Here is a 19,668-nt window from a genome sequence, read left to right as displayed (position 1 = left end):
CTTGTTTAATCTGAATCAGATTATGCTTCGTTTGCTTTAACTTGAGCGTGTAGCTCTTGTACTGAAGTAACCGAAGTTTTCGCGTCTGCTGTATGCGCCATACATGTGGCAAATGCAGCGTTTAGCGTTGTTGTGTAGTTCACTTTCTCAGCAAGTGCACCACGACGAAGTACTTTAGAATCTTCAATCGCTTGACGACCAGCTGCAGTATTCACAATGTAGGTGTACTCATTGTTCTTGATACGGTCAAGAATGTGAGGACGGCCTTCGTGTACTTTGTTCACTAGACGTGGGTTAATACCCGCTTCGCCTAGAATAACTGCAGTACCGTGAGTGGCATCTAATTGATAGCCAAGTTTAGTTAGCTTAGATGCAAGGTCAACAACACGCTCTTTATCGCCTTCACGAACAGAAAGAAGTGCACGACCGCCTTCTGGGTAAATGTTGCCACAACCCAATTCAGCTTTAGAGTACGCTTCAGCGAATGTTGTACCAACACCCATAACTTCACCAGTAGAGCGCATTTCTGGACCTAATAGTGGGTCAACACCAGGGAACTTGTTGAACGGTAGAACCACTTCTTTCACTGAGTAGTAAGGTGGGATGATCTCTTTTGTGAAGCCTTGAGCTTCTAGAGATTGACCAGCCATTACACGTGCTGCGATTTTAGCGATTGGCGCGCCAGTTGCTTTAGATACAAATGGAACTGTACGTGCTGCACGAGGGTTAACCTCGATTAGGTACACTTCATTGTTCTTAACCGCGAACTGTGTATTCATAAGACCACGAACACCTAGCTCAAATGCTAGCTTTTCAACTTGCTCACGCATTACGTCTTGGATTTCTTCGCTTAACGTGTAAGCAGGAAGAGAACATGCTGAGTCACCAGAGTGAACACCCGCTTGCTCGATATGCTCCATGATACCGCCGATAACAACGCGCTCACCGTCACAAATCGCATCAACATCCACTTCAACAGCGTCATCTAGGAAGCTATCAAGTAGAACTGGAGATTCGTTTGAAACGCTCACAGCTTCGTTGAAGTAACGACGTAGATCTTGCTCATCGTATACGATTTCCATCGCACGACCACCAAGAACATAAGAAGGACGCACAACTAATGGGAAGCCAATTTCACGAGATTTCTCTACCGCTTGCTCCATTGTTGTTACTGTTGCGTTTTCTGGTTGTAGAAGGCCTAAACGGTCAACGGCAACTTGGAAACGCTCACGGTCTTCTGCGCGGTCAATAGCGTCTGGGCTAGTACCGATAATTGGAACGCCAGCAGCTTCAAGTTCACGAGCCAGTTTAAGTGGTGTTTGACCACCATACTGAACGATAACGCCTTTTGGCTTCTCAACGCGTACGATTGCTAATACGTCTTCCAGAGTTACTGGTTCGAAATACAAGCGGTCTGAAGTATCGTAGTCTGTCGAAACCGTTTCAGGGTTACAGTTAACCATGATTGTTTCGTAGCCATCTTCACGAAGTGCTAGTGAAGCGTGTACACAACAGTAATCAAATTCAATACCTTGGCCGATACGGTTTGGACCGCCGCCTAAGATCATGATCTTTTCTTTATCTGTCGGGTTTGATTCACACTCATCATCGTAAGTAGAGTACATGTAAGCTGTATCTGAAGAGAATTCAGCAGCACATGTATCAACGCGTTTGTAGACAGGGTGGATATCGTATTGGTCACGTAGACGACGAATTTCGCTCTCAGCAACACCTAAGATTGATGACAGACGAGCATCAGCGAAACCTTTACGCTTAAGCTTATTCAGCAGTTCTTTATTAAGACCAGCAAAACCACCTGCTTTTACTTTTTGCTCAAGTAAAACGATGTCTTCAATCTGAACTAGGAACCAACGGTCAATTTGCGTTAGGTTAAATACACCATCTACTGACATACCAGCACGGAATGCATCGGCGATGTACCAGATACGATCTGAACCCGCTTCTTTAAGTTCATGACGAATAGTTGTTAGTGCGTCTGGAGCATCTAAATCAACCATTTCATCAAAACCATTAACGCCAACTTCTAGTCCACGCAATGCTTTTTGTAAAGATTCTTGTTGGTTACGGCCAATAGCCATAACTTCACCAACTGATTTCATTTGCGTTGTTAAACGGTCGTTTGCACCAGCAAATTTCTCGAAGTTAAAACGAGGAATCTTAGTAACAACGTAATCAATCGTTGGTTCAAAAGAAGCAGGAGTTGCACCGCCAGTGATGTCGTTCATTAGCTCGTCAAGCGTAAAACCAACAGCCAGTTTCGCGGCAATCTTAGCGATTGGGAAACCTGTTGCTTTAGACGCTAGAGCAGAAGAGCGAGATACACGAGGGTTCATCTCAATGATAACCATACGGCCATCGACAGGGTTGATACCAAACTGTACGTTTGAACCACCTGTTTCAACACCAATCTCACGCAATACTGCAAGAGATGCATTACGCATTAATTGGTATTCTTTATCTGTTAACGTTTGAGCCGGAGCCACGGTGATTGAGTCACCAGTGTGAATGCCCATTGGGTCAAAGTTTTCAATCGCACATACGATAATGCAGTTGTCGTTTTTATCACGAACCACTTCCATCTCGTACTCTTTCCAACCGATAAGAGACTCATCGATTAGAAGTTCGTTGGTTGGAGAAAGATCCAAACCGCGACGACAGATTTCTTCGAATTCTTCTTTGTTATAAGCGATACCGCCACCAGTACCACCCATCGTAAACGATGGACGAATGATACAAGGGAAGCCAACCATTTCTTGAACTTTGTAAGCTTCTTCCATGGTTTTAGCAGTATCAGCAGTTGGACACTCAAGACCAATCGCTTTCATCGCTTTATCAAAGCGAGAACGGTCTTCTGCTTTATCGATAGCGTCAGCAGTAGCACCTATCATCTCAACGCCGAACTCTTCAAGAACGCCGTATTTTTCTAGGTCTAATGCACAGTTAAGAGCAGTTTGGCCACCCATTGTAGGTAGAACAGCATCTGGCTTTTCTTTCGCGATGATATTACGAACAACTTCCCACTGAATTGGTTCAATGTAAGTTGCGTCCGCCATATCTGGGTCAGTCATGATTGTCGCAGGGTTCGAGTTTACAAGAATAACTCGGTAGCCTTCTTCACGAAGTGCTTTACAAGCTTGAGCACCAGAGTAATCAAACTCACATGCTTGACCGATAACAATCGGGCCAGCACCTAGAATTAGAATACTTTTAATGTCAGTACGTTTTGGCATTGTCTACTACTCCGAATTAAGCTTTGTGCTGTTTAATGAGTTCGATAAAGTGGTCGAATAACGGCGCTGCGTCTTCTGGACCTGGGCTAGCTTCTGGGTGACCTTGGAAGCTAAATGCTGGCTTATCTGTACGGTGAATCCCCTGCAGTGAACCATCAAATAGTGATTTGTGGGTCGCGCGCAGAGTTTCAGGAAGCGTGTCTTCATCAGCAGCAAAACCGTGGTTTTGTGAAGTAATCATCACAACATCACGATCTAAATCTTTCACTGGGTGGTTTGCACCGTGGTGACCAAACTTCATTTTAACCGTTTGAGCACCTGACGCTAGCGCAAGAATTTGGTGACCTAAACAGATACCAAAGATTGGCAGACCTTTATCTAGAAAAACTTTTGTCGCTTCAATTGCGTAGTCACATGGAGCTGGGTCACCAGGGCCGTTTGAAAGGAATACGCCATCTGGATTTAACGCCAACACTTCTTCCGCAGAAGTCTGAGCAGGTACAACCGTTAAGCGGCAGCCTCGGTCGACAAGCATGCGCAGGATGTTTCGTTTTGCACCGAAGTCGTAGGCAACAACGTGGAATGGTAATTCGCTGTCATCTTTCGCTTCAGGAAGACCACCCGTAAGCGTCCACGAACCCTGTTTCCATTGGTACGCTTCTTTTGTTGTAACCTCTTTCGCAAGATCCATACCTTTTAGGCCAGGGAACTCTTTTGCTTTAGCTAACGCTAATGCTTCATCAATATTGCTACCAGCAACAATACATCCGTTCTGAGCGCCTTTTTCACGCAAAATACGCGTTAGCTTGCGAGTATCAATCTCGGCAATGCCAACTATATTTTGTGATTTAAGGTAATCAGAGAGAGAACGTTCATTACGGAAGTTTGAAGCAAGAAGAGGAAGATCACGAATAACGAGGCCTTGGGCATGAATCGCTGAGGATTCTTCGTCTTCGGAATTAGTTCCGGTGTTACCAATATGGGGATAAGTAAGGGTTACAATCTGTTGAGAATAGGAAGGATCAGTGAGGATTTCTTGGTACCCCGTCATCGAGGTGTTAAAAACGACTTCTCCAACAGCGGAACCATCTGCGCCGATGGATTCACCGTGGAATACTGTCCCATCTTCTAGGACTAGCAGTGCTGACTTAATCAAGGCAACCTCCAAAATAAAAATGCATTAAAAATGAATTAATTTGCAAATCTACCTTCCTTTTCGCTGAAAAACAGCGTTTTTATGGAAATTAGACAAATTGGCGGTATTCTAATTACGGTTGTGACATGTGTCAAGTTTTACTATTAATAAATTACTACTTTAATGGGGTAGCACTGATATCCCATGCAAAGCGGCTAAAAAAACAAGTTTTACCAGCAAAGCCATATCGACAACCGATAAAATAGTAAAATAATCACCAGCAGAGTCTAAAGAAGCGACAAGAATTTTGGTTAGCCAATAGCAATCGTTCAACAACCAGAGTTAACATGTACTTTTGAGCAACTTACCCCAATAAGAAGGTGTAACACTGAAAATTAACACAATAAAAAGCAGTTAAAAGCCTAATATTGCCTTTGGAATTTGTAGGAGGGATTAAAAAGGACAAATGCGCTGAAGTTCTCCAACGCATAATTACTCAACTTGCGCAGAGTGATACTCTAGCACTCATATAGAGCACTAGAGTTATTGGCACAATTTAGAGATCGTTCAAACCGAGTACATCTGTCATGGTGTAAAAACCAGCTGGTTTTTCATTAAGCCAAACTGCGGCCTTAATTGCACCATTAGCAAACGTCATTCGATCTGTGGCTTTATGGGTTATCTCAACACGCTCACCGATATCTGCAAACATTGCCGTGTGCTCACCAATGATGTCTCCTGCACGAATCGTCGCAAAGCCTATCTCATCCTTAGTTCTTTCACCTGTGATCCCTTCGCGTGCCCAAACAGCAACATCATTAAGCTCATTGCCCATTGCACCAGCAATTGCTTCGCCCATACCTATCGCAGTACCAGACGGAGCATCGACTTTATGGCGATGGTGAGCTTCAACAATTTCAACATCGCAGTAGTCGCCCATCACTTTGGCCGCTTTTTCTAGCAATTTGAAAACAAGGTTGACACCTACGCTGTAGTTAGGCGCCATCACGATAGCAATCTCTTTAGCCGCAGCATCAATTTGCTGTTTTTCTTCTTCAGAGAAGCCAGTAGTACCAATAACAATCTGCTTACCGTACTTTCTGCACAATTCGATATTGGCTAAAGTATTTACAGGTGCAGTAAAGTCGACAATAACGTCATATTCTTCAATCGACTTTTCTAGGCTATCGACAATCGCAATATCAAACTTGCCCTCACCACAAAGCTCCCCTAGATCAATACCGACCAACGATGACTCTGGACGTTCAGATCCTGAAGCCACTTTCGCATCTTGATTGATAAATGTCGCTTTAACTAGGTTTCTTCCCATGCGGCCTGCAGCACCGGCGATTGCAACTCGTACCATTGACTATTTCTCCTTAAAATTGGCCCGCCAGTTACGGCAACCCATTATTTGATCTAACTCACACTAAGCTCTTATCACTATAAACTAACAACAATCGTTAATCTTGACTAGGGCTTAGGTAAACTCTTTTATAACTCGCTGCATGATTGGCCGATTTGCTTCAGGGAAAGTGTATTTAACAAGATCTGCAACTTCCACCCACAGGCCTAACTGACCCTCTTTGCCATAAGGCTCTTTTTCAAAATCATGAACTACAATAAAATCGAACTCGAGCGATTTATCGGAGTAGTCATATTCTAAATGCTCAAACTGCGATTGCTTAGTTACAATAATACCAATTTCTTCATCAAGCTCACGAGCCATCGCTGTTTCGACACTCTCTCCCGCTTCGACTTTACCACCAGGAAATTCCCAATAGCCCCCCTTATGCAAATGGCTTGGTCGTTGAGTAATATAGACTTTTGATTTGTCACGATTGAAAATAATTCCGGCGACAATATGAATTTGTTTCATCTCTGATTCTTCAATTATGATGGTTAAATATTTTATAGATAAAAAAAGAGCCGCTTACGCGACTCAATTTTATTACACAATATGCTTAAGCAATTTTTCCATGACACTGCTTGTACTTCTTACCGCTACCACATGGGCAAGGTTCATTACGGCCAACTTTACGTTCCTCACGAACGACAGGTTGATGCCCTTCCTCTTGCTCTGACTCGCTGTTATCGGCAAGTTGGTTTTCTGCCGTCGCATGTTGAGCTTGAGCGCGAAGTGCTGCAGCTTCTGCTTGCTGACGTCTTTGAGCTTCCATACGTTCAACTTCTTCTTGCTGTTGAACTCGAACTTTAGACAAGATAGTGATCACATCAAATTTAAGCGTATCAAGCAAACCTTCAAATAGCTCAAATGACTCACGTTTATATTCTTGTTTCGGGTTCTTCTGTGCATAGCCACGAAGATGAATACCTTGACGAAGGTGATCCATCGCCGCTAAGTGCTCTTTCCACAATGTATCAAGAGTCTGCAGCATGACTGATTTTTCGAAGTTACGTAGTACAGTTTCACCCACGGCTTCTTCTTTCGATTTGTAAACTTCTACTGCGTGGTTAAGCAATTTTTCGCGTAACGCTTCTTCGTATAACTTATCGTCTTCTTCAAGCCAAGTTTGAATCGACACTTCAATATCGAAGTCTTTCTTCAAACGGTCTTCAAGACCAGGAACATCCCACATATCTTCAAGTGACTGAGGCGCAATATACTCATCAATAACCGAAGTAAGTACATCTGCACGATTTTGCTCAAGCATCTCACTGATATTATCTGCGCTCATTAGCTCATCGCGAAGCTCATAAACCACTTTACGTTGATCGTTGGCAACATCATCATACTCAAGAAGTTGTTTACGAATATCAAAGTTACGGCCTTCAACTTTACGTTGCGCCTTTTCAATCGAACGAGAAAGCATACGACTCTCAATCGCTTCGCCTTCATCCATACCACTTTGAATCAAACCTGCCATACGATCTGAGGTAAAGATACGCAGTAGTGAGTCTTCCATTGATAGGTAGAAACGAGAAGAACCTGCATCACCTTGACGACCAGAACGACCACGTAGCTGGTTATCGATACGGCGAGATTCGTGACGTTCTGTACCAATAATATGCAGACCACCAGAAGCGAGAACTTCATCGTGGATGATTTTCCACTCAGCTTTAATTTGATCGATTTGTTCTTGAGTTGGGTTAGATAACTGCTCAACCTTCGCTTGCCAGCTGCCACCTAAAACAATATCGGTACCACGACCAGCCATGTTCGTTGCGATAGTTACAGCACTTGGTGTACCTGCACTTGCAACAATTTCAGCTTCTTTTTCGTGGAACTTAGCATTTAGAACATTGTGCTTAATTTTAGCTTTGGTTAATGCATTAGAAAGAAGTTCTGACTTCTCAATTGAAACCGTACCAACCAAAGATGGCTGGCCTTGAGCAACGCGTTCTTTAATATCTTCAATGATCGCGTTGAACTTGTCTTCCTCAGTTCGATAAACCACGTCCGGCATATCATTACGAACCATCGGTTTGTTGGTTGGGATAACAACCGTTTCTAAACCATAGATAGACTGGAATTCGAATGCTTCAGTATCAGCTGTACCCGTCATACCCGACAGTTTTTCATACAGACGGAAGAAGTTCTGGAATGTGATCGATGCTAATGTTTGGTTCTCGTTCTGAATCTTCACACCTTCTTTTGCTTCAACAGCTTGGTGTAAACCTTCAGACCAACGGCGACCTGGCATAGTACGGCCAGTGTGTTCATCAACGATAACGACTTCGCCGTCCTCATTCACGATATAGTCGACGTTCTTTTCAAACAGTACATGAGCTCGAAGTGCTGCATTAACGTGGTGAAGTAAACTAATGTTAGTTGGAGAGTAAAGTGTATCCCCTTCTTCCATTAATCCATTTTTCAGCATCAGTTCTTCAACGAATTCCTGACCTGTTTCCGTTAAGTGTACTTGTTTTGACTTTTCATCAAGTGTGTAGTGACCGTCACCGCGGTACTCTTCTGAATCTTCCTGCTCTTGACGTTCAAGGCTCGGAATCAGTGTGTTAATTTTTGCATAAAGCTCAGAGCTATCTTCAGCAGGGCCAGAGATGATCAACGGCGTACGAGCTTCATCAATTAAGATCGAATCCACTTCATCGACAATGGCGAAGAATCGTGAACGTTGCACACGGTCTTCGTTACGAAACGCCATATTATCGCGTAGGTAATCAAAACCAAATTCGTTATTTGTTCCGTAAAGGATATCCGCTAGATAGGCTTCTTTTTTCTCCGGAGGCGGCATATTCGCAACATTGACACCAACAGTCATACCTAGGAATTCAAACAGTGGGCGGTTTGTTTCGGCATCACGCTTTGCAAGGTAATCATTCACAGTGATGACATGGACACCGTTACCTGGAAGAGCATTTAAATACGCAGGAAGCGTTGCAGTTAGTGTTTTACCTTCACCGGTACGCATTTCTGCGATTTGACCATCATTGAGTACCATTCCGCCGATAAGCTGAACATCAAAATGACGCATGCCATAAACACGCTTAGAGGCTTCACGAACCGTTGCAAATGCTTCTGGAAGTAAATTATCTAAAGACTCACCTTTTTCTAGGCGGTCGCGAAACTCAACAGTTTTCGCTTTTAATTCTTCATCAGATAAAGCTTCAAAGCTTGGCTCGTAATTATTGATCTCTTTTACAATCTTTCTTAGGCGACGCAAGGTTCTGTCATTGCGACTACCAATAACCTTTGTCAGTAGCTTAGTTATCATTTGCTATGAATCTCTCTAAATTTAGATCGAATGCGATCTACTCTAAATGCCTTCAGTCTCGACCAGTTTTAAACTAAGGATACTGAGATAAATCATGTATCACTGATATTGTGATGAGACGTTGTAATTTCAAGGCGATAGTTATAATTAGTGCCGATAGTTTAAGGAATTTTATCACTAACGACCAATGGCTGCGTCATTTGTTTGAAGCGCACTTAATTTTTTTTAGAAATAGGTTATCTATTGTGCTCATTTAATCCTATTACCATTTGGCTGGATGCTCTAAAATGGAAATAACACAACGCTTGAGACTGCTATGAGAGATCACAGACCCACCTTAACGCAAGAGCTACTTTCTGAATCTAAATTAAATCAGATACAACAGCATGCAAAAGAGATCTTAACGATCAATCAAGAGCTTCATAAATTCCTTCCTGCCAGTGTGGTAAAACATTGCCGTGCAGCCAACGTGCGTGGCAGTCATTTACTACTTGAAGTTGCGAGTGCTTCAATAAAGATTAAGCTCGATTATGACCGTCTAACGATCTTGAATCGTTTACGTTCAGCCGGATTTGCTCGATTAATTTCTTTGGAAGTAAAAATTAACCCTAGCCTATATAAACAACAACGCAAACAGGACGAAAAGTCAGAAGCGATACAACGAGCGCCACTTTCAGAGAATGCCGCTCAGTCTTTACTTATTGTTGCTGAATCCGCACCACAAAAAATCCGTGAACGTTTAGAGCGTATAGCTCAGCTAGCTAAGAAAACGAATTAGCTTAAGAGGTTGGTCGAGTAACGATTAATTTAAGAATTGAATCGAGGCTATAGGCACAAGATAGGAAAAGAGAAAGCTTCTAGGGCAATGTAGAGAGCTAAAAAAACCAGACTCGATGTCTGGTTTCTTTCGTTTACGCTAAGAGCATTCTTACGCTAGGACCATATTAGGGTCAGCGAATGCAACCGGAGAGCCAGCTTGCTCTTCAAAGGTTGCCCACTCCCAAGCTTCTTGATCCGCTAATACAGCGCGAAGTAATTGGTTGTTCAACCCATGACCTGATTTATAAGCACGGAATTCACCAATAATGGCATGACCGCACATGTATAAGTCACCGATCGCATCCAACACTTTATGCGTTACGAATTCATTCGCAAAACGTAGACCTTCTTCATTAAGGATACGATATTCATCAAGTACGATAGCACAATCAAAGCTACCACCTAGACAAAGGTTCTGCGATTGTAGGTATTCGATATCTCTCATGAAACCGAATGTACGTGCGCGAGAGATCTCTTTAATGAAGCCTTGAGATGAAAAATCGAATTGCAGTCTCTGCTCATCAATTTCAATCGCAGGGTGATCAAACTCAATTTCAAAATCCATGCGAAAGCCGTTATAAGGAACAAATTCTGCCCACTTATCACCGTCTTCAAAACGCACAGGTTTTTTAATACGAATAAAACGCTTAGGAGAGTTTAACGTCTCGATACCAGCTTGTTGCAGTAAGAATACGAATGGGCTTGCGCTACCATCCATAATCGGAATTTCAGGAGCATCAACTTCAATAATAACGTTATCAATACCCATTCCAGCAAGAGCGGCATTTAAGTGCTCTACCGTTGAAATTCTTACGCCATCTTCATTAACCAAAGCGGTACAAAGCATGGTGTCTCTAACTGATTCAGGATCAGCTGGAAAATCAACAGGAGGATTAACGTCAGTGCGTCGATAAACAACACCGGTATTAGCAGCAGCAGGGCGAAGAGTAAGCGTGACTTTACGACCAGAGTGGAGACCCACACCAGTTGTTTTCACTATCTCTTTCAAAGTACGTTGTCTAATCATCTACTACCCTTAATAATCGCGCTACATATCACGGCCTGCTGTTATGCAGACCGTGCATGCTAACATAATTTTGAACGCTGTCAAATTACGTACAGTTATTAATCAGCCTGACGACGTAAAAATGCTGGGATATCTAAATACGCATTTTCTTTCTCTGTCTTAGGCGCTGTTGCTGCCTGACCAGAGCTTGACGTTGTCGGCGTCGCTGTTGGCTGCGTGGCAACCTGAGGTTTTTCCTGCAAAGGCTGTGCCGGCTTTTCCTCTGTTTTAGCAATTGGCTGCTGTGTTGGCGCTACTTGCTGCTGTGGCTGAGCTACAGGAGCTACTTTCGCTTTACCGCCCGCTACCAATGTAATATCTGGTTTTTTCTCAGTACCAATACCCGTCGCTACAACCGTTACTCGAATTTCATCGGTCATATCTGGATCTAGTGAAGTACCAATAACCACTGTTGCGTTATCTGATGCGAATGCTTTAACAGTATTACCTACTGTTTCAAATTCATCCAGTCGCATATCCAAACCAGCAGTAATATTAACAAGTACGCCACGAGCGCCAGCTAAATCAATATCTTCTAGTAGTGGACTAGAGATCGCTGTTTCAGCAGCTTCTTCAGCACGGTCTTCACCTTTAGAGATACCGCTGCCCATCATAGCGTGACCCATTTCCGACATCACCGTTCTTACATCGGCGAAATCGACGTTGATCATACCAGGGCGAGTAATTAGCTCTGCAATACCTTGAACAGCATTCTTAAGTACGTTATTCGCACTTCCAAATGCTTCTAGCAAAGTAACGCCACGGCCAAGTACTTTGAGTAGCTTTTCGTTAGGGATTGTAATTAGAGAGTCAACTGACTTCGATAATTCTTCAATACCCTGCTCAGCAAACGCTAAACGCTTTTTGCCTTCAAAGCTAAATGGCTTAGTCACAACTGCAACCGTCAAAATGCCCAGCTCTTTTGCAACTTCTGCAATAACAGGTGCTGCACCAGTACCAGTACCACCGCCCATACCTGCGGCTATAAATACCATATCGGCACCAGTGAGAACTTCTTTAATTCTTTCTCGATCTTCTAAAGCAGCATCACGGCCAACTTGAGGGTTTGCACCAGCACCAAGACCTTTAGTGATATCGCCGCCAATCTGAATAACGCTATTCACACTCGTTTTACGCAATGCTTGTGCATCGGTATTTACGCTGATGAATTCCACACCTTCGATGGATTCACGTACCATGTGCTCAACAGCATTACCACCACCGCCACCAACTCCAACGACTTTAATTACAGCATCGTCAGACATTTCCATCATCGGTTCAAACATTTGTTATCTCCGTTTTTCCTGTTATTCAGGTTAAAACTCTTTTTGTATCCAATTACGTAAACGACCAACTAAACTCGACATTGATTGGCGCTTAGGTTCGCTATACTCAATGTCATCATTTATTTGGCTATCTTTAGCGTAATGAAGTAAACCAACAGCCGTTGAATGATACGGCTCTTTTACATAATCTGTTAAGCCACTAACTTCTAATGGCTTACCAACGCGAACTTGATTGCGGAATACACGCTCCGCACACTCTACCAATCCTTCAATCTGTGCTGCACCTCCAGTGAGGACAACACCAGCGGCAAGGTGATGTTTAATGCCATCTTCTCGCAACTTAGTTTGAACGGTATCAATAGTTTGGTTAACGAGCCCCATAAGCTCAGTGTAGCGAGGCTCAATCACTTCAGACAATGTTTGTCTTTGTAAACTGCGAGACGGGCGCCCACCAACACTTGGTACGTTAACTGTATCATCTTTACTTACGAGCTCACTGAGCGCGCAACCATATTTTACTTTAATTTCTTCAGCATCACTGACTGGCGTACCAAAAGCAAATGCGATATCACTCGTCACGGCGTTACCAGCGTACGAGAACACTTCGGTATGGCGCAGTGCACCACCGGTCCAAATGGATACATCCATTGTACCAGCACCAATATCGACAACACACACGCCAAGCTCTCGCTCATCTTCAGTAATTACTGCGTTACTTGAGGCTAACCCTGAGTAAACCAGTTGTTCGACAATTAGGCCACAACGCTCTACTGCTTTAACTAAATTCTTAGCCATATCATTATGGCTAGAGATAAGGTGCACGCTAACTTCCATACGTACCCCTGACAATCCAAGTGGGTTTTTAATCCCTTCTTGATAATCAATCGTAAACTCTTGAGGGATAACGTGAAGGATACGCAGTTCGTCCCCTATTTTAATCGATTTTGCCGTATGAATAGCACGGTCCATATCTTCTTGAGTAACTTCCTCTTCAGATATTGTTCCCATCCCTTTTTCAATACGACTAGCAATGTGACGGCCAGACAACGATAAAAATACGTTTTTGATTTGGCACTCGGCCATCAACTCAGCCTGATCGACTGCTCGTTGTACTGACTTAACCACAGACTCTAAATCGTTAACGCCACCTTTATCCATACCACGAGATGGGCTTGTACCCGCTCCAATGATATTGATTTGACCATCAGGTAGCACTTCACCGACAAGTGCCGATATGCTTGCTGTACCTATATCCAGACCAACAATTAAATTGTCATCAACAGCCTTAGTCATCCGTACTCTCTTGTTCTAAACCTGGTTCAGGGAACCACCCAACGGCAGCTCCAGTATCATATCTAAGGTCGATGTAGCTGACTCGCTCAGCGTCGTTTCCTAAATTCTTATACAGAGAAATAAAACGAGCGATACGTTCGTCCAGTGACTCTTTACCTAACTCTAAACGCATACCGTTATCTAGAATTATTTGCCAAGCTCTTCTGTCATTCAAAACTAATGATCGAATATTTAGATCTAGAGCTTGAAATAACGGTGAAATCTCACGCCAGATAGCCAAAACGTGTTGGCTACTATCAATTGGCCCATAGAGTTTGACTCTATCGCCTCTTAATTGACCAATGTCACCATTAAATACGTTACCTTTAGCATTAAGCAAAGTATCGCCATTCCAAATAGCTTCAGCTTGATGCTCAGTCAAAAAGACTTTGATCGTATCAGGCCACTGTTTACGAATGGATACTTGAGACACCCAAGGAATAGATTGTACCGTCTCTTGCAGTGATTCAATATCTTGGGACATAAATGTACCAATATGATCGAGCCTGGCAAAAGACTGCTGAACATCCCGTGTTGTCACGTACTCCATATCACCTTGCAGTACTATTTTTGAAAGTGGTAAGCGTTGATCATCCCACATCCAAGACAGCGTTGAATAAAGTAATGTGCCAATTAACAACAAAACCGCAAGTAAGAACACACTGCCTACAGCGTGTTGCTGGACGACTGGTAGATGCCTTACACGACGACCTTCACTTAAAGCACTTTTAATCAAAGCCCGTAGTCCTTAGCTTGGCTAGCAAACTGTCCCTTTGTTACTTAACGCATATTCTGCTGAGCATTGATTTGCATAGCTCTATTTTATGTATAACGCTAAAGGTAAAGCATTCACTTTAACCTTGAGATTATACTGAGCTAACAAAAAGTATCAAATACAGAATTCGATAATTAAGAGTCTGATATATGTAAACTTAATCATAACTCTTAAATTTCATCATTCTTATCGCTAATTACTTCATCTTATTGATATTTAGCTCGAGAGTAGCAAGTTGTTTCGCTACTTTGCCAACATCTCCGGCACCTTGAGTTAGTACCAAGTCACCATCTTGTAAAACATTAGCTAAAACAGAGGGTAATGACTCAATATCAGCCACAAAAATTGGATCTATCTTTCCTCTGCTGCGAATAGTGCGACATAACGCTCGACCATCAGCACCGGCGATTGGTTGTTCGCCAGCAGAGTAAACATCTAGCATCAACAATACATCCACTTGATCAAGCACATTTGCAAAATCATCATACAAGTCTCGTGTTCGAGAATAACGATGCGGTTGGAATACCATCACTAAACGCTTGTCTTCCCAGCCACTTCTTGCCGCTTGAATGGTTACATCCACTTCTGTTGGGTGATGTCCATAATCATCCACAAGCATTGCTTTACCTCGGCCAGTATCAAACTCACCAAGGTGCTCAAATCGACGGCCAGTTCCTTCAGTACCGATCATGGCAGACAAAATCGCTTCATCACTGATGTCATCTTCTGTCGCGACAGCAATCGCGGCGGACGCGTTCAGTGCGTTGTGTTTTCCAGGAATGTTCAATGTAATGTCTAAGTTAGCTTTACCCTGACGAACCACGGTAAACATACCCTGCTGTCCGTTTTGACGGTAGTTTTCAAGGCGTACATCAGCATCTTCTGAGAAACCGTATGTGATCACTTGGCGACTAATACGAGGAATTAACTCTCTTACCACTGGATCATCAATACACACTATAGCTTGGCCGTAGAACGGCAAGTTATGTAAAAAATCAATGAATGTCTGCTTAAGTACTTCGAAGTCACCACCATAGGTATCCATATGATCGGCTTCGATATTGGTTACGATACTGACCATAGGTTGCAAATGTAAGAATGAAGCATCACTCTCATCGGCTTCTGCAATCAAAATTCGACTTGAACCTAAACGTGCATTGGTACCGACACTTTTAACTAATCCACCATTAACAAAGGTTGGATCAAGCCCTGCTTCTGAATAAATTTGAGTCACTAACGCTGTCGTAGTGGTTTTTCCGTGAGTCCCCGCGACAGCAATGCCATGACGGAAACGCATCAGCTCTGCGAGCATCTCAGCGCGTCGAACAATAGGAATTCTTAATTCACGTGCCGCGACAATTTCTGGGTTCGCTTCATTAATCGCAGTAGAAACCACGACCACACTTGCATGCTCAACATTGCTCTCCTGATGACCAATGTAAACCGTTGCACCTTTTGAAGATAGACGTTCAGTTACTGGATTTTGAGAAAGATCAGAGCCAGTAATTTGGTATCCTTCATTTAACAATACTTCTGCGATGCCGCTCATGCCTGCGCCGCCAATACCAATGAAGTGAATGCTTTTAACACGGCGCATTTCTGGCACCATCGCTCTAATTTGAGCGAGATCTTGTGTATGTTTAATCGTCATAATTCTGTCTCGTTATTTGCTTAGAACAACTATCTACTGTCAAGGTAGCGGTTTACTTTAAGGCGCTACTTGCTGATCGCGATAATGGCATCGGCGACGGTCTTGTCGGCCTCAAGCTTAGCTGCATCTCGTGCATCACTTGCCATCTGTAACAGTTGTTCTCTATCTAATTCTTTAATCATGTCGGTAAGTTTCTCGACACTTAACTCCGGCTGCTCAATCATCTTCGCTGCGCCACACTCTACTAGATGGTCAGCATTCAACGCTTGCTGCCTATCTTTATGCATGAATGGAATAAAAATAGCCCCGACACCTGCTGCAGCCAATTCAGACACCGTTAATGCGCCAGAACGACAAACGACCAAATCAGCCCATTGATACGCATGCGAAACATCATCTATGAACTCAACGGCTTCAAACTGTTTAACACCGTTCTGCTGATACAAACCTTCGACTTCTGTCTGGTTATTTTTCCCAGCCTGATGACGAATCTGATATTGCTCACCTAACTGCGCCATGACAGGAGGCAGTGTATGGTTAAGGATTCGAGCGCCTTGGCTGCCACCCATAACCAGTATGCGTATAGGCCCACTTCGATCCGCTAATCTCTCTTTCGGCGAGATAATTGCAGCAACATCTTCTCGTACAGGGTTGCCCACAACTTCAGCATTAGGAAACGCTCCGGGGAACGCCTGGAATACCTTTTTAGCAATTTTAGATAGCCATTGATTGGTTAATCCAGCCACGGCATTTTGCTCATGAAGAATAACGGGAACACCACTCAGCCAAGCGGCAATACCACCAGGACCGCTAACATAACCGCCCATGCCTAATACCGCATCAGGTTGCCAAGCTTTAATGTAACGTCTTGCTTGAGCAATCGCACCTATGATCTGAAAAGGAGCTTGTAGCAGCCCGAGTATTTTCTGGCCGCGGATCCCTTTCACTTTAATGAAATCAATCTCAATACCGTGTTTTGGAACAAGATCTGCTTCCATACGGTCAGCGGTACCGAGCCAACGGATTTCCCAGCCTTGTTGTTGAAGTTTTTTAGCCACTGCTAATCCAGGGAACACATGTCCCCCGGTTCCACCGGCCATTACCAATAATCTTTTATTCTTTTTCATCGTTATCTATTTCTAAAATTGATTGCGGTTTTGACTTGATCCGACATTCATAATCTATTCTGAGTAAGATCGATACAGCAACAGTCATAATAATAAGACTCGAACCACCGTAACTAATCAATGGGAGCGTCAAGCCCTTAGTAGGAACGATTCCCGACGCAGCTCCGACATTGACTAAGGTTTGAAACGCGAACCAGATACCAATACCAAATGCCAAATAGCCACCAAATAGCTCTTGATTATCAAATGCTTTTTTACCGATAAACAGGGCTTTTAGAACTAAGCTAAAGATCAGCATCAGAACCAATACCACGCCAATAAACCCAAGCTCTTCCGCTAGCACAGCAAAAACGAAATCGGTATGCGCTTCTGGCAAATATTCTAATTTTTGAATCGAATTGCCAAGTCCTTGACCAAACCACTCGCCGCGACCAAATGCCATCAATGATTGAGTCAGCTGATAGCCACTGCCAAATGGATCTTCCCACGGGTCGAGAAAAGAGGTCACACGCCTCATTCGATACGGTTCAGCAACGATCAAAGCAATAACGGCCATAACCCCTGCTACCATCAATGCAAGAAACTGAGTCAGCTTCGCTCCGGCAATAAATAGCATACCAAACAAGGTAACCAGCATAACGATAACGGTACCCAGATCGGGTTGACCTAAAAGCAATACAGCCAAAGCTGCAAATACCATGATGGGCTTCATAAAGCCGCCAAAAAAGGTCTCTCGAACTTCGGCCTGTTTCCTCACTAAGTAGCCCGCCATAAAGATAAACAGCGATAATTTAGCAAGCTCTGCTGGCTGAAGGTTAAATAGCCCTAAAGGGATCCAGCGCGACGCCCCATTGACTGACTTACCAATCAAAAGAACGATAATAAGTAAAAAGAATGAGATACCTAAGAGCACTGAGCTATATTGCAGCCATTTTTTAAGCGGAATCTGGAGAACCACAGCTGAAGTACACAGAGCCAATAGTAAAAAAACAGCGTGGCGAAACATAAAGTGGAAAGGTTGATCCGTTAAGCGTGAACTAATAGGAAAAGAAGCCGAGGTCACGATAACGAGACCCGTTAACATCAAGCCAAGCGATATCCATACCAGTTGTCTATCAAACAACGGCTTTGAAGCCCGATGAGAAAACCACTGATGGACATTAGATAAAATACGCGTTACTTGCATACTTTTCCTTAAACCTGTTTATGCATACTTTAATGCCAACTCGGTGAAAGCATCACCTCTCGCCATAAAATTCGGGTACTGATCAAAACTGGCACAGGCAGGGGAAAGCATCACCATATCACCACGCTCTAATTTTGGTAAAACCTCGGTAATAATGTCACTCATTGATTCATATTTTTTCGCCGATGCATGCAGAGGCATGAAAGCATCCGAATCAGCACCATAGCAGCACAACTCTAGTTTCAACGGTTGCAACACAGGTACTAGTTCTGAAAAATCAGCCCCTTTTCCATCTCCACCAACAAGCAAATAAAGAGTACCTTGGCAGTGAAGGCCAGATAAAGCCGCTATTGTACTAGCCACGTTGGTCGCTTTTGAATCATTGACCCATTTGACCCCTTTATTATCAGCGACTAACTGGCATCGATGAGTCAGGCCGCTGTAAGATTTCAGTGCAGAAAGACCCTGTGTAAAATCTATATCAGCTTGAGATAACAAAGCGAGAACAACTAAAGCATTAGCCACATTATGTCGGCCAACTAGCGTTAGCTCTTCGGTCGCAATGACAGGCTTGCCTTTAGCGAACAGATATTCTGTATCTAGATATTCACCTAAACAAAAGTCACTTTTATCATCAAGACCGAATGTAATTAAAGAGTTAACGGCGGCATCAGGATAAGTCAGTTTATCCTGATGATTAACTATGCAGTGCTCAGAATTGTCAAAAATACGTAGCTTGGCGTCTCGATAATCATGCATACCCTCGTAGCGATCCATGTGATCTTCAGAGAGATTCAAAAATGCAGCAGCTGATAGATTGAGGCTTGATGTGGTTTCCAATTGAAAACTAGAAAGCTCAAGAATGTAGAGATCGGCATCTTGCTGAAGTAGATCCAATGCAGGCACACCGATATTACCGCCCACTCCCACCTTTAGACCAGATGCTTTAGCAACCACACCAGAGAGATCGGTAACGGTACTTTTACCATTTGAACCAGTAATGGCAATAACGGGCTTATTCACCTTCCAAGCAAACAGCTCAATATCACCAACGATCTTTATTCCAGCCTGCGCAACTTGTTTAAGCTCAGGGGTGGCCAGTGCAATACCTGGATTAACAACAACTAGATCCGCCTCTAGCAACCATTCAAGATTCCAACTACCTTGATGTAATTGAATCTCGTGGGAAAGCTTGTCTGCACCTGGTGGTGCGGAACGTGTATCAATCACTTTAATTGAAAAAGGCTTTGATATATTCAGTAAATGGTTAACGACTGAGAGCCCGGTGATACCAAGCCCTACTACGACAACATTTTCAACTTTATCCCACGGATTCATTGGCT

At 43.3% G+C, this 19,668-nt stretch carries 14 protein-coding genes; 1 reads left to right on the top strand and 13 read right to left on the bottom strand.

The genetic code is table 11. The features are described from left to right. Window positions 1–20: 20 nt before the first annotated feature. The 5 genes from carB to secA all read right to left on the bottom strand — a co-directional run bounded on the left by carB (window position 21) and on the right by secA (window position 9,083). Window positions 21–3,251, bottom strand: a complete 3,231-nt coding sequence (carB, locus tag L4D20_RS19445) for a carbamoyl-phosphate synthase large subunit (protein ID WP_428803245.1) — start codon at window positions 3,249–3,251, stop codon at window positions 21–23. Between the two features lie 16 nt (window positions 3,252–3,267). After that, window positions 3,268–4,407: a glutamine-hydrolyzing carbamoyl-phosphate synthase small subunit gene (gene carA, locus L4D20_RS19440; RefSeq protein ID WP_428803244.1), complete on the bottom strand. Its 1,140-nt coding sequence runs from the start codon at window positions 4,405–4,407 to the stop codon at window positions 3,268–3,270. A gap of 535 nt (window positions 4,408–4,942) precedes the next feature. Beyond that, on the bottom strand, window positions 4,943–5,752 hold the full coding sequence (gene dapB / locus L4D20_RS19435; protein ID WP_428803243.1) for a 4-hydroxy-tetrahydrodipicolinate reductase: 810 nt from the start codon (window positions 5,750–5,752) through the stop codon (window positions 4,943–4,945). 114 nt (window positions 5,753–5,866) lie between these two features. Further along, window positions 5,867–6,265, bottom strand: coding sequence for an 8-oxo-dGTP diphosphatase MutT (gene mutT, locus L4D20_RS19430; protein WP_428803242.1), 399 nt, complete (start codon window positions 6,263–6,265; stop codon window positions 5,867–5,869). A gap of 85 nt (window positions 6,266–6,350) precedes the next feature. After that, window positions 6,351–9,083, bottom strand: coding sequence for a preprotein translocase subunit SecA (secA, locus tag L4D20_RS19425; RefSeq protein ID WP_428803241.1), 2,733 nt, complete (start codon window positions 9,081–9,083; stop codon window positions 6,351–6,353). A gap of 316 nt (window positions 9,084–9,399) precedes the next feature. Between secA and L4D20_RS19420 the strand changes: the two genes are divergently transcribed. Further along, entirely contained in the window at window positions 9,400–9,861 is a 462-nt protein-coding gene (locus L4D20_RS19420) for a DUF721 domain-containing protein (RefSeq protein WP_428803240.1), read from the top strand. Between the two features lie 150 nt (window positions 9,862–10,011). Here the strand turns inward: L4D20_RS19420 and lpxC are convergent, their stop codons facing one another. The 8 genes from lpxC to murD all read right to left on the bottom strand — a co-directional run bounded on the left by lpxC (window position 10,012) and on the right by murD (window position 19,663). Continuing rightward, window positions 10,012–10,929 carry a UDP-3-O-acyl-N-acetylglucosamine deacetylase gene (gene lpxC, locus L4D20_RS19415; RefSeq protein WP_428803239.1) on the bottom strand — a complete coding sequence of 306 codons (918 nt, stop codon included), beginning with the start codon at window positions 10,927–10,929 and terminating at the stop codon, window positions 10,012–10,014. 98 nt (window positions 10,930–11,027) lie between these two features. Then, the gene (gene ftsZ, locus L4D20_RS19410; protein ID WP_428803238.1) at window positions 11,028–12,254 is read right to left on the bottom strand and encodes a cell division protein FtsZ; all 1,227 of its coding nucleotides are present in this window, start codon (window positions 12,252–12,254) and stop codon (window positions 11,028–11,030) included. A gap of 30 nt (window positions 12,255–12,284) precedes the next feature. Continuing rightward, window positions 12,285–13,547 (bottom strand): cell division protein FtsA, encoded by a 1,263-nt coding sequence (gene ftsA, locus L4D20_RS19405; protein ID WP_428803237.1) that lies wholly within the window; start codon window positions 13,545–13,547, stop codon window positions 12,285–12,287. Next, window positions 13,540–14,322: a cell division protein FtsQ/DivIB gene (locus tag L4D20_RS19400; protein WP_428803236.1), complete on the bottom strand. Its 783-nt coding sequence runs from the start codon at window positions 14,320–14,322 to the stop codon at window positions 13,540–13,542. The genes ftsA and L4D20_RS19400 overlap by 8 nt, the downstream gene beginning before the upstream one ends. Window positions 14,323–14,557: 235 nt before the next feature. Further along, window positions 14,558–16,012 (bottom strand): UDP-N-acetylmuramate--L-alanine ligase, encoded by a 1,455-nt coding sequence (murC, locus tag L4D20_RS19395; protein ID WP_428803235.1) that lies wholly within the window; start codon window positions 16,010–16,012, stop codon window positions 14,558–14,560. Window positions 16,013–16,077: 65 nt separating this feature from the next. Continuing rightward, complete coding sequence (murG, locus tag L4D20_RS19390; protein WP_428803234.1) at window positions 16,078–17,139, bottom strand: undecaprenyldiphospho-muramoylpentapeptide beta-N-acetylglucosaminyltransferase; 1,062 nt, start codon at window positions 17,137–17,139, stop codon at window positions 16,078–16,080. Next, the gene (gene ftsW / locus L4D20_RS19385; protein WP_428803233.1) at window positions 17,126–18,325 is read right to left on the bottom strand and encodes a cell division protein FtsW; all 1,200 of its coding nucleotides are present in this window, start codon (window positions 18,323–18,325) and stop codon (window positions 17,126–17,128) included. Before ftsW ends, murG begins: the two co-directional genes overlap by 14 nt. 18 nt (window positions 18,326–18,343) lie before the next feature. Further along, window positions 18,344–19,663 (bottom strand): UDP-N-acetylmuramoyl-L-alanine--D-glutamate ligase, encoded by a 1,320-nt coding sequence (gene murD, locus L4D20_RS19380; protein ID WP_428803232.1) that lies wholly within the window; start codon window positions 19,661–19,663, stop codon window positions 18,344–18,346. Between the last annotated feature and the right edge of the window lie 5 nt (window positions 19,664–19,668).

This window comes from Vibrio kyushuensis (assembly GCF_050337325.1).
GTDB classification, from domain to species: Bacteria; Pseudomonadota; Gammaproteobacteria; order Enterobacterales; family Vibrionaceae; genus Vibrio; species Vibrio kyushuensis.
Note: the sequence above shows the minus strand (reverse complement) of the source record. Positions and strands in the feature narration are given on the sequence as shown.

Excerpts from the sequence above, each read along its gene's own strand:
- carB (WP_428803245.1), bottom strand. The coding sequence starts at position 3,251 with ATGCCAAAACGTACTGACATTAAAAGTATTCTAATTCTAGGTGCTGGC.
- dapB (WP_428803243.1), bottom strand. The coding sequence starts at position 5,752 with ATGGTACGAGTTGCAATCGCCGGTGCTGCAGGCCGCATGGGAAGAAAC.
- mutT (WP_428803242.1), bottom strand. The coding sequence starts at position 6,265 with ATGAAACAAATTCATATTGTCGCCGGAATTATTTTCAATCGTGACAAA.
- secA (WP_428803241.1), bottom strand. The coding sequence starts at position 9,083 with ATGATAACTAAGCTACTGACAAAGGTTATTGGTAGTCGCAATGACAGA.
- L4D20_RS19420 (WP_428803240.1), top strand. The coding sequence starts at position 9,400 with ATGAGAGATCACAGACCCACCTTAACGCAAGAGCTACTTTCTGAATCT.
- lpxC (WP_428803239.1), bottom strand. The coding sequence starts at position 10,929 with ATGATTAGACAACGTACTTTGAAAGAGATAGTGAAAACAACTGGTGTG.
- ftsZ (WP_428803238.1), bottom strand. The coding sequence starts at position 12,254 with ATGTTTGAACCGATGATGGAAATGTCTGACGATGCTGTAATTAAAGTC.
- ftsA (WP_428803237.1), bottom strand. The coding sequence starts at position 13,547 with ATGACTAAGGCTGTTGATGACAATTTAATTGTTGGTCTGGATATAGGT.
- murC (WP_428803235.1), bottom strand. The coding sequence starts at position 16,012 with ATGACGATTAAACATACACAAGATCTCGCTCAAATTAGAGCGATGGTG.
- murG (WP_428803234.1), bottom strand. The coding sequence starts at position 17,139 with ATGAAAAAGAATAAAAGATTATTGGTAATGGCCGGTGGAACCGGGGGA.
- ftsW (WP_428803233.1), bottom strand. The coding sequence starts at position 18,325 with ATGCAAGTAACGCGTATTTTATCTAATGTCCATCAGTGGTTTTCTCAT.
- murD (WP_428803232.1), bottom strand. The coding sequence starts at position 19,663 with ATGAATCCGTGGGATAAAGTTGAAAATGTTGTCGTAGTAGGGCTTGGT.